Below are 10,191 nucleotides of genomic sequence, written 5' to 3' on the forward strand. Positions count from 1 at the left end.
TCCGTACCCCGGTCCGGCCGCGGGCCCGGATGCGGCCCCCGCTTCCGCCCCGGCCTCCGGCCCGGCCGCGGGTCCGTACCCCGGTCCGGCCGCGGGTCCGTACCCCGGTCCGGACGCGGGTCCGTACCCCGGCCCGGACGCCGGATCGCATTCCGGTCCGGCTCTGGGCTCGCACTTCGTTCCGGCCGGCGGTCCGGATTCGGGCCCGCAGGTCGTTCCGGCCTCCGGTCCGGGCGGGCGGAGCGCGTTTTCCGGGCCGGGGAACCTGCGGGTGCGGCTGACCAGCTTCGTCGGGCGCGAGGACGACATCCGGGTCATCGGCGAGGACCTCGGGCGGGCCCGGCTCGTCACCCTGCTCGGGCCCGGCGGGGCCGGGAAGACCCGGCTGTCCCAGGAAGCCGCCGAGCACGCCGCCCAGGCCTGGCCCGACGGCGTGTGGTTCGTGGAACTGGCCCCGGTGGACGACCCCGAGGACGTCGCCGAAGCCGCCCTCACCGCCCTCGGCGCCCGCGAGACCAAACTGCGCGGCGGCGCCGCCGAGGAGCTGCGGGCCCTGACCGAGCGGACCGGGGACCAGCCCCTGGAACGGCTCGCGGAACACTGCGCCCGCCGCCGGATGCTGCTGATCCTGGACAACTGCGAGCACGTCATCGGCGCCTCCGCCGAGCTCGCCGAGGAACTGCTCGCCCGCTGCCCCGGTGTCCGGATCCTGGCCACCAGCCGCGAACCCCTCGGCGTACCGGGCGAGTTCCTGCGCCCGGTGGAGCCGCTGCCCGACCCCGTCGCGCTGCGGCTGCTCGGTGAGCGGGGGGCCGCCGCCCGGCCCGGATTCCGCACCGACGACGACCCCGGGGCCGCCGCCGAGATCTGCCGCCGCCTCGACGGGCTGCCGCTCGCCATCGAGCTGGCCGCGGCCCGGCTGCGACTGCTCACCCCGCGCCAGATCGCCGACCGGCTCGACGACCGCTTCCGGCTCCTGACCGGCGGCGCCCGTACCGTACTGCCCCGCCAGCAGACCCTGCGCGCCGTCGTCGACTGGTCCTGGGACCTGCTCGACGCACCCGAACGGGCCGTGCTGCGCCGCCTGTCCGTCTTCGCCGGCGGCTGCGACCTCCCCGCCGCCGAAGCCGTGTGCGACGACCCCGACACCCTGGACGTCCTCGGCTCCCTCGTCGACAAGTCCCTCGTCGTCGTCGCGGCCCCCGGCCCCGAAGGCACCGGCATGCGCTACCGGCTCCTGGAGACCGTCGCCGAGTACGCCGCCGAGCGCCTCGCCGAGGCCGACGGGGACCGCGCGGCCGCCGAGCGCCGCCACCTCACGTACTACCGCGAGCTCGCCCGCACCACCGAGCCGCTGCTGCGCGGCCGGAGCCAGCGGGAGGCCACGCGGCGGTTCGCCGCCGAGTACGAGAACCTCCGTACCGCGCTGCGCCGCGCCATCGCCGCCCGCGACACCGACGAGGTGCTCTGCCTCGTCCACTCGCTCGCCTGGTACTGGACGATGCACGACCTGCGCACCGAGTCACGGCACTGGTCCACCGCCGCGGCGGCCCTCGGCCCCGACCCGTTCCGCGCACCCGTCGTCCCCGCCGAGCCGGTGTACGCACAGATCGTGGACACGCCCCCGCCGTACGGCGGGGAACTGCTCGCCGAGGCCTGGCGCGGTATCCATCTGATCCAGCTCGCCTCCCGCGACCAGACCAACGCGAACTGGGCCGATCCGCAGGTCCGGGAACAGATCGAGGGGATCGTCGCCGCCTACCGGCCGGGCCTGCCGCAGACCTGCCGCAACCCCACGGGCCTGTGGGTCTACGCGGTGATCATCGCCGGGGAGTCGGAGCTGCTCCAGCAGGTCCTCAACGCCTCCGTGGACACCGCCCGGGAACTGGACTACCGCTGGGAACTGGCCGCCGCCCTCCAGGTGCGGGCCAACTGGCTGGCCAACCGCGCCGCCTGGTCCGGGGACGCGGCCCGCGACGCGGACGAGAGCCACGCCCTCTTCGAGTCGCTGGGCGACGACTGGGGCTGCGCCGAGGCCCTGTCCGCCCGCGCCGAATCCCGCGAGAAGCGGGGCGAGTACGCGGCGGCCGCCGAGGACTTCCGGGCCGCGATCGAACACGCCGAGCGGCTCGGCGCCTTGTCCCAGGTCACGGTCCTGCGCGTGCGGATGGCCGGGACCCTCGTCGAGGAGGGTGCGATCGCCGAGGCGCAGGAGATCCTCACCGGGATCCTGGGCACCCCCCTCACGTACGGCAACGAAGCGCTGCCGGCCGCCCGGATGTTCCTCGCGAGCATCTACGGCCGCACCGGGCGCATCCCCGAGGCACGCCTGCAGCTGCGGACGTTGCGCGAGGAGTTCGCGTTCGGCGCCTTCGCCGTCTTCGACGGGTTCCTGCTCGGCATGATGGCCTGGCTGGACAACCAGGAGGGCGCGTACGCCGACGCCCTCGCGCACCTCCGGAAGGCCGCCGGGACCGCCCAGGACCTCCTCGCCGTCATGGTCGCCCCGCAGATGTCCGCCGTGTACCTGCTGACGGCGGCCCGCGCGCACGCCTGCCTCGGCGGCGAGCGGCGCATGTACGACGCCGCGCGGCTGCTCGGCGCGTACCGGGCCCTCCTGCCGGCCCAGCACTTCCCGGTCAGGACGGAACGCGAGGACGCGGCGCGCGCCGAGGAGCTGGCGCGCGCCGCGCTCGGCGACGCTTCGTACGAGGCGGCGTACGCCGAAGGCGGCGGCCTCACCCTGGAGGAGGCCACCGCCCTCATCTGAACCGGCCCCCGTGCGGGGCCCGCCCGGGACGCGATCCGGAACGGACCGGCCGTCCCGGATCAGGTCTTCTGGCGGAACTTGCGGACCGCCAGCGGCATGGTGACCGCCGTGATGGCCACCGACCAGATCAGGGTCACCGTCACCGGGTGGGCGACCGCGCCGCCGTTGATCAGGCCACGGGCCGCGTCGGCCAGGTTGGACAGCGGGTTGTAGTCCGTGAAGGCCTGCAGCCAGCCGGGCATCGTCGACGGCGGGGCGAAGATCGAGCTGCCGAACTGCAGCGGCATCAGGACGAGCATCGCCATGCCCTGGACGGCCTGCGCGGTCTTCATGGTGAGACCGAGCAGGATGAAGATCCACATCAGCGAGGCGCCGAAGACCGCCGACAGGCCGATGGACAGGAACAGGTCGAACACCGAGGTCTTGATCGACAGGCCGAGCATGAAGCCCACGGTGAGCAGGATCGCGATGGCCACCATCATGCGGCCGAGTTCGACGACGATCTTGGCGATCAGGACGGACGAGCGGGCGATCGGCATGGACCGGAAGCGGTCCATCACGCCCTTCTTGAAGTCGTCGTTGACGCCGGTGCCGACGCCCATGGCGATGTTCATGCCCATCATGGCCATCAGGCCCGGGACGACGTAGTTGACGTACGCCTCCTGCTGGCCCTTGCCGGAGATCGCACCGCCGAAGACGAACACGAACAGCAGCGTGAAGATGATCGGCATGAACAGGACGTCGAACATCGACTCCGGGTCCTGCTTGATCTGGAGCGCGTTGCGCCGTACCAGGGCGCCGATGTGGCGCAGGTTGGCGCGCAGCCCGATCCGGCCGTCCTCGGCCGGGGCGGACGCCGCGGCCGCAGCGGCGGTCGCGGGCTTGGTGGTGGTGACGGTGCTCATGCCGCGACCTCCTCGGTCTGCTCGGTGGGAACGGAGTCCTCGACGGAGGTGGGCCGCTGGCCGGTGATGGCCAGGAACACCTCGTCCAGGCTGGGCAGGTACGTGCCGAGATCGGCGATCCCGTACCCGCGGGCGGCCAGCAGGCCGACCACGGCGGTCAGCTGCTCGTCGCTCAGGATCGGGACCAGCAGCACGCCCTCGTCCGGGACGGCCTGCGAACCGGCGACGCCGTCGAGACCGGCCTCCGCCAGCGCACGGGCCATGCCCGGCAGGTCGGACGCGGCGGCGGGGCGGATCTTCAGGGTCCGGCCGCCGACGCGGGCCTTCAGCTCGTCGACCTTGCCGTTGGCGATGACCTTGCCCCGGTCGATGACCGTCAGCTCGCTCGCGAGCTGCTCGGCCTCCTCCATGTACTGGGTGGTGAGCAGGACGGTGGCCCCCTCGGCGACCATCCGCTGCACCTCGTCCCACACCTCGTTGCGGGTGCGGGGGTCGAGGCCGGTGGTCGGCTCGTCCAGGTACAGCACGGCCGGCCGGCCGATCATCGAGGCGGCCAGGTCGAGCCGGCGGCGCATGCCGCCGGAGTAGTTCATCGCGGCCTTCTTGGCGGCCTCGGTGAGCGAGAACCGCTCCAGCAGCTCGTCGGCGCGGGAGCGGGCCTCCTTGCGGGGCAGGTCCAGCAGCCGGCCGATCATGTAGAGGTTCTCCCAGCCGGAGAGCTTCTCGTCGACCGAGGCGTACTGGCCGGTCAGGCCTATGGTGCGGCGCAGCTGCCGCGGCTGGCGGACCACGTCGTAGCCGGCGACGGTCGCGGTCCCGGAGTCCGGGACGATCAGGGTGGACAGGCAGCGTACGAGGGTCGTCTTGCCGGCGCCGTTGGGACCGAGGACCCCGAGGACCGTGCCCTCGCGCACGTCCAGGTCGACACCGTCCAGGGCTTTGGTCTCGCCGTAGTGCTTGACCAGTCCCCGCACCTCGACGGCGTGCGAGCCGCTCAGGGGATTCTTGTCGTTTCGCGTCATGTCCACCATGGGACCATCCGCCACCGACAACGCACCGACAGGCGACCGACAGGCAGCCGACAGCCCGCCGACGCCCCGTCGGGGGGCTGTCGGACCGGGGGCAATCCCGGTCAGTGGAAGCTGTGCTCGGCCTGCGGGAACGCCCCGCCGACGACGTCCTCGGCGAAGGCCTTCGCCGCATCGGTCATGGTGGCGCGGAGGTTCGCGTACTGCTTCACGAACTTCGGCATCTTCCCGCCGGTCAGACCCATCATGTCGGTCCACACCAGCACCTGCGCGTCGCACTCCGCGCCGGCGCCGATGCCGACCGTCGGGATGTGCAGGGACCGGGTGACCTCGGCGGCCAGCTCGGCCGGGACCAGCTCCAGCACCACCGCGAAGGCGCCCGCGTCCTGCGCCGCCTTGGCGTCGCGCAGCAGCTGGTGCGCGGCCTCGTCGCCGCGGCCCTGGACCCGGTAGCCCATGGCGTTCACGGACTGCGGGGTCAGGCCCAGGTGGGACATGACGGGGATGCCGGACTGCACGATCAGCTCGGTCTGGTGCAGCGAGCGCTCGCCGCCCTCCAGCTTCACGGCCCCGACGCCGGCCTCCTTCACGAGGCGGGTGGCGCTGCGCAGCGCCTGCACGGCGCCCTCCTGGTACGAGCCGAACGGCAGGTCGCCGACGACCAGGGCCCGGCCGGTGCCCCGTACGACGGCCGCCGACAGCAGCGTCATCTCCTCCATCGTCACGGGGACGGTGGTCTCGTAGCCGAGGTGACAGTTGCCCATGGAGTCACCGACGAGGATGACCGGGATGCCGGCCTCGTCGAAGACGGACGCGGTCATCGCGTCGTAGGCGGTGAGCATGGGCCACTTCTCGCCGCGCTCCTTGGCGAGGGTGAGGTCGCGGACGGTGATCCGCCGGGTGCCCGAGCCTCCGTACAGGGTGGGGGAGGCGGCTTCGCGGGCAGGCGAAACGGCATGCGTCATTGCAACTGCTCCTTGTGTCATCTCGAGGCGCCCTCACGGCGTCCCCGGACTCACCCACCATGGTGGCACCTGCCCGGGCCGCGGCGAAAGTGGTGCGGGGACCGGTGCGTCACACTCCCGGCCCGCGCGAGGCCCCCTCATGGCTCCCTCATGGCCCCCTCATGGTCCCTTCCCGGGGCGTTCGGCGCGCGCGGGAGCCAATGTGCGCGTTTCGTGACAAGCGGAACCTCGGCCACACGGCCGTTCGTCCTTGCGGACGTACGGCCGGAACACGGCACGGAAGGCTTCGTCGATCGCCTAGGGTCAAGGTGCGGGGACGGAGCGCAAGCACGGCAGCGAGGGCAGTGGCATGGCACAGGCGTACATGACGGAGACGGGGAACGGCGGCTCGGAGCCCGAGTCCTCCGGATCCCGCCTCCGGCGCCGACTGGCCGGGCTGAGCCACGACCCGGGCATCTGGCGGCGCGGGATCGTGACGGCGGCCCTGGCCGCCCTGGTCTCACTGATCATGATCTTCCACGCCGAGCTGCCGAACGACGTCGGCAACCTCGGCAGCCTCACCGAGACCTTCCTGCCCTGGCTGGGCCTGGCCGTGCCGCTCCTGCTCGCCGCCGCCGTCCTCCGCAAATCGGCCACCGCGCTGATCGCGATACTGCTGACGGCCGTCGTCTGGGTGAACCTGTTCGGCGGCCTCGTCCTCGACAAGTCCGGCTCCGGCGGCAACCTGATGGTCGCCACCCACAACGTCGACGCGGACAACCCCGACCCGCGCGGCACCGCAGCCCGGGTCGCGAAGTCCGGGGCCGACGTCCTGGCCCTGACCGAGCTCAAGGGCGGCGTCGTCCCCGTCTACGAGCAGGCCCTGTCGGGCACGTACAAGTACCACGCCGTCGAGGGCACGGTCGGCGTGTGGAGCAAGTACCCGCTGAGCTCCAGCACGCCCGTCGACATCAAGATGGGCTGGACCCGCGCCATGCGCACCACCGTGGACAGCCCGCACGGCCCGATCGCCGTCTTCGCCGCCCACCTGCCCTCCGTACGGGTCAAGCTCAACGCGGGCTTCACCGCCAACCAGCGCGACAACAGCGCCGGGGCCCTGGGCGCCGCGCTCGCCGCCGAACCGCTGAAGAAGGTCATCCTGCTCGGCGACCTCAACGGCACCATGAACGACCGCTCGCTGTCAGAGGTCACCTCGCAGATGCGCTCCACGCAGGGCGCGGCGGGCGACGGCTTCGGATTCAGCTGGCCGGCCCAGTTCCCGATGGCCCGGATCGACCAGATCATGGTCCGCGGGATCACGCCGGAGGCCTCCTGGACCCTCCCGCGCACCGGCAGCGACCACCTCCCGGTCGCGGCCCGCCTGACCGTACGCACGTAGGCCCCGCCGGGAACCGGACGGGGAAGGGCCGTACCGCTCCGGCGGCGCGGCCCTTCCCCGTCCCTGCCGGGCGCGGCGGCCCTAGACCTGTTCGCGCCAGCCGTTCGTGATGGGCAGGCGGCGGTCCTTGCCGAAGCCCTTCGCGGAGATCTTCGTGCCCGGCGGGTACTGGCGGCGCTTGTACTCCGCCGTGTCGACCATCCGCAGGGTCTTCGCGACGAGCTCCGCGTCGAAACCGGCCGCGACGATCGCGTCCAGGCCCTGGTCGCGGTCCACGTACAGCTCCAGGATCGCGTCGAGCACCGGATAGTCCGGCAGCGAGTCCGTGTCCACCTGGTCCGGGCGCAGCTCGGCGCTCGGCGGCTTGACGATGGAGTTCTCCGGGATGGGCGGGGTCTCGCCGCGCTCGGCCGCGGCCCGGTTGCGGTACTGCGCGAGCCGGAACACGTCCGTCTTGTAGACGTCCTTGATCGGGCCGTACGCGCCCACCGAGTCGCCGTACAGGGTGGAGTAGCCGACGGCCAGCTCCGACTTGTTGCCCGGGGCCAGCACGATGTGGCCCTCCTGGTTGGACACCGCCATCAGCATCGTGCCGCGCAGCCGGGACTGGAGGTTCTCCTCCGCCAGGCCGGTCAGGCCGAGGGAGCCCATGTACGCGTCGAACATCGGCTCGATCGGCACGGTCCGGAAGTTCAGGCCGGTCCGCTCGGCCAGGTCGGCCGCATCGCCCTTCGAGTGGTCCGAGGAGTACTTCGAGGGCATGGAGATGCCGTACACGTTCTGCGCGCCGATCGCGTCGCAGGCGATCGCGGCGACGAGCGCCGAGTCGATGCCGCCGGACAGCCCGATCAGGACGGAGCGGAAACCGTTCTTCCTGACGTAGGCGCGCAGGCCCACGACCAGCGCGTCGTAGACCTCCTCGTCGTCGTCCAGGCGGTCGGCGTACCCGCCGGTGACGACCGGCTCGTACGGCTGCACCGGCTCCTCGGAGAGGATCACGCGGTCGATCCGCAGCCCGTCGTCGACGATGCCCTCCGGGGCGTCGGGGCGCGCCGCCGGCAGGTCGAGGTCCACCAGGACGCAGCCCTCGGAGAACTGCGGGGCGCGCACGACGACCTCGCCGGAGGCGTCCACGACGATGGAGTCCCCGTCGAAGACCAGCTCGTCCTGGCCGCCGATCATCGCCAGGTAGGCGAGGGTGCAGCCGGCCTCCTGGGCGCGCTTGCGGACCAGTTCGAGGCGCAGGTCGTCCTTGTTGCGCTCGTACGGGGAGGCGTTGACGGAGATCAGCAGGCCGGCCCCGGCCGAACGGGTGGCCGGGACGCGGCCGCCCTCCTGCCAGAGGTCCTCGCAGATCGCCAGCGCCACGTCGACGCCGTGCACCCGGATCACCGGCTGGGTGTCGCCCGGCACGAAGTACCGGAACTCGTCGAACACGCCGTAGTTGGGGAGGTGGTGCTTGGCGAACCGCAGGACGACCTCCCCGCCGTACAGCACGGCGGCCGCGTTCTCCGGGGAGCCGGCCGGGCGGCCGAGCCGCGGGGCGGCCTTCTCCGTACGGTCGAGGTAGCCGACGACGACCGGCAGTTCACCGAAGCCCTCGGCGGCCAGCCGCTGCGCGAGCTCGCGCAGCGCGGTGCGGGAGGCCTCGACGAACGAGCCGCGCAGGGCGAGGTCTTCGACGGGGTACCCGGTCAGCACCATCTCCGGGAACGCCACCAGGTGGGCGCCCTGCTCGGCGGAGTGCCGGGTCCAGTGGACGACCGAGTCGGCGTTGGCGGCGATGTTGCCGACCTGCGAGTCGATCTGATTCAGAGCGAGGCGAAGTTGAGGCACGGGACCAGTCTAATCGTCTTTCTGACGCGATGTCCTGGGTCCCGTGCCTCTGCCGTGCTCCGGTCGTGCTCCGGTCGCGGTCCGGTCGTGGTCCGGATCAGCCGATGGAGCCGCTGAACTTCGCGTTGGGCATCAGGACTCCGGGCGAGATGTCGGCGCTGATGTGCACGGTGCCCTCGGGCACCTCGAAGGCCACGACCCCGCTCGCGGACTCGCCCGGCAGGATGTCACCCCTGATCATCTTCGGGACCTCGCCGTCGAAGACGAGCTTGGCCGTCATGCCCTTCTCGTCGCGGACGTTGGGCATCGCGTAGATGACGTTGTGCGCGGCGGACGAGCCGTTGGTGATGGTGAGCGTCATCTGCACGGCGTTGCCCACGTCGGAGTACTTGTTCTTCGTGACGTACTTCTTCGGCGTCGAGAGGGTCACCTTGATGCCGTTCGGGTACGTGAAGGTCTCGCCGAACGGCAACGGCGTCGTCATGCCGGGGACCTGCGAGGGCGAGGGCGTGGGCGAGGGCCTCGCGAACGGCGGCGCGCTCGGGTCGAGGTCGGCCGGGGGGAACCGGTCCTCGGCGCGGCGGTGGTCGGCCGCCCTGTCCATGATGGTGGCGGTCAGGGCGAGGCCGCCGGCGGACGCGCCGAGGCCGAGGAGGCCGAGGACCGCGCCGACGATCGCCATCGTCTTGCGCGGGGCTCCGTCACCGGCGCGGACGATGCCGCCGATGCCCAGGCCGATGGCGACGAGCGCCATGAGGCCGCCGGCCCAGAAGAGGATCGGGAGGATGCCGATGACGATGCCGGCGATGCCGAGGACCAGGGCGGCGACGGCCAGGCCGTTGCCGGGCCGGGCGGGCGGGACGCCCCAGGGGTGACCGGGAGCGGCGTGGGCGCCCCAGGGGTTGGGCGGCGGCACGGGCGCGCCGAAGGAGGGCGCCGCGGGCATGGGCGCGGTCGGCGGCGCGAAGGACCCGGCGGGAACCGACCCGGGCGCGGGCGGCGCGAAGGCGTCGACGGGCGCCTGAGCCGGAACGGGCTGCGGCGGGGCGGCAGGAGCCGGGCCGGGCTCGGCGCCCGCGGCGGGCCCGGGGGCGGGCGCCGGCGTGGGCGTGGGCGTGGGCGTCGGCCCGGGGGTGGGCTCGGGCCGGGCTTCGGCTTCCGGTTCGGGCGCGGGGACGGGCGCCGGGGTCGCGACGGGCTCGGGGGCCGCGGCGGGCCCGGGAGTGGGCTCGGGGCGGGCTTCGGCTTCCGGTTCGGGGGCCGGGGTCTTGTGCAGTGACTGCGGCTGGGCCGGCGCGGGTGCCGGCTC

General features: G+C 72.8%; 7 protein-coding genes. 2 read left to right on the forward strand and 5 right to left on the reverse strand.

Features of this window, described 5'->3' with window-relative positions; translation table 11 throughout:
• The coding region (locus ACFXA3_RS22910) for an ATP-binding protein (RefSeq protein ID WP_385189441.1) at positions 1 to 2,770 on the forward strand (2,770 nt) is incomplete at its 5' end.
• A 59-nt stretch (positions 2,771 to 2,829) separates the two neighbouring features.
• On the opposite strand, the gene ACFXA3_RS22915 is transcribed toward ACFXA3_RS22910, so the two are convergent.
• The 3 genes from ACFXA3_RS22915 to panB form a co-directional block, all read right to left on the reverse strand.
• A complete protein-coding gene (locus tag ACFXA3_RS22915; RefSeq protein WP_385189444.1) occupies positions 2,830 to 3,675 on the reverse strand; it encodes an ABC transporter permease in 846 nt (281 codons plus the stop codon).
• Positions 3,672 to 4,706, reverse strand: a complete 1,035-nt coding sequence (locus tag ACFXA3_RS22920) for an ATP-binding cassette domain-containing protein (protein ID WP_385189447.1) — start codon at positions 4,704 to 4,706, stop codon at positions 3,672 to 3,674. Before ACFXA3_RS22920 ends, ACFXA3_RS22915 begins: the two co-directional genes overlap by 4 nt.
• Positions 4,707 to 4,807: 101 nt before the next feature.
• On the reverse strand, positions 4,808 to 5,668 hold the full coding sequence (gene panB / locus ACFXA3_RS22925) for a 3-methyl-2-oxobutanoate hydroxymethyltransferase (RefSeq protein WP_385189449.1): 861 nt from the start codon (positions 5,666 to 5,668) through the stop codon (positions 4,808 to 4,810).
• 349 nt (positions 5,669 to 6,017) lie between these two features.
• On the opposite strand from panB, the gene ACFXA3_RS22930 reads away from it, so the two are divergent.
• Complete coding sequence (locus tag ACFXA3_RS22930) at positions 6,018 to 7,046, forward strand: endonuclease/exonuclease/phosphatase family protein (protein WP_385189451.1); 1,029 nt, start codon at positions 6,018 to 6,020, stop codon at positions 7,044 to 7,046.
• Positions 7,047 to 7,127: 81 nt separating this feature from the next.
• Here ACFXA3_RS22930 and ACFXA3_RS22935 read toward each other — a convergent pair whose 3' ends face one another.
• Positions 7,128 to 8,882: an NAD+ synthase gene (locus ACFXA3_RS22935; protein WP_385189453.1), complete on the reverse strand. Its 1,755-nt coding sequence runs from the start codon at positions 8,880 to 8,882 to the stop codon at positions 7,128 to 7,130.
• Positions 8,883 to 8,979: 97 nt separating this feature from the next.
• Positions 8,980 to 10,191 (reverse strand): hypothetical protein (locus tag ACFXA3_RS22940; RefSeq protein ID WP_385189456.1); only part of this gene is annotated, 1,212 nt, incomplete at its 5' end.

Origin of the sequence: Streptomyces sp. NPDC059456 (genome assembly GCF_042750055.1) — a bacterium.
GTDB lineage: Bacteria > Actinomycetota > Actinomycetes > Streptomycetales > Streptomycetaceae > Streptomyces.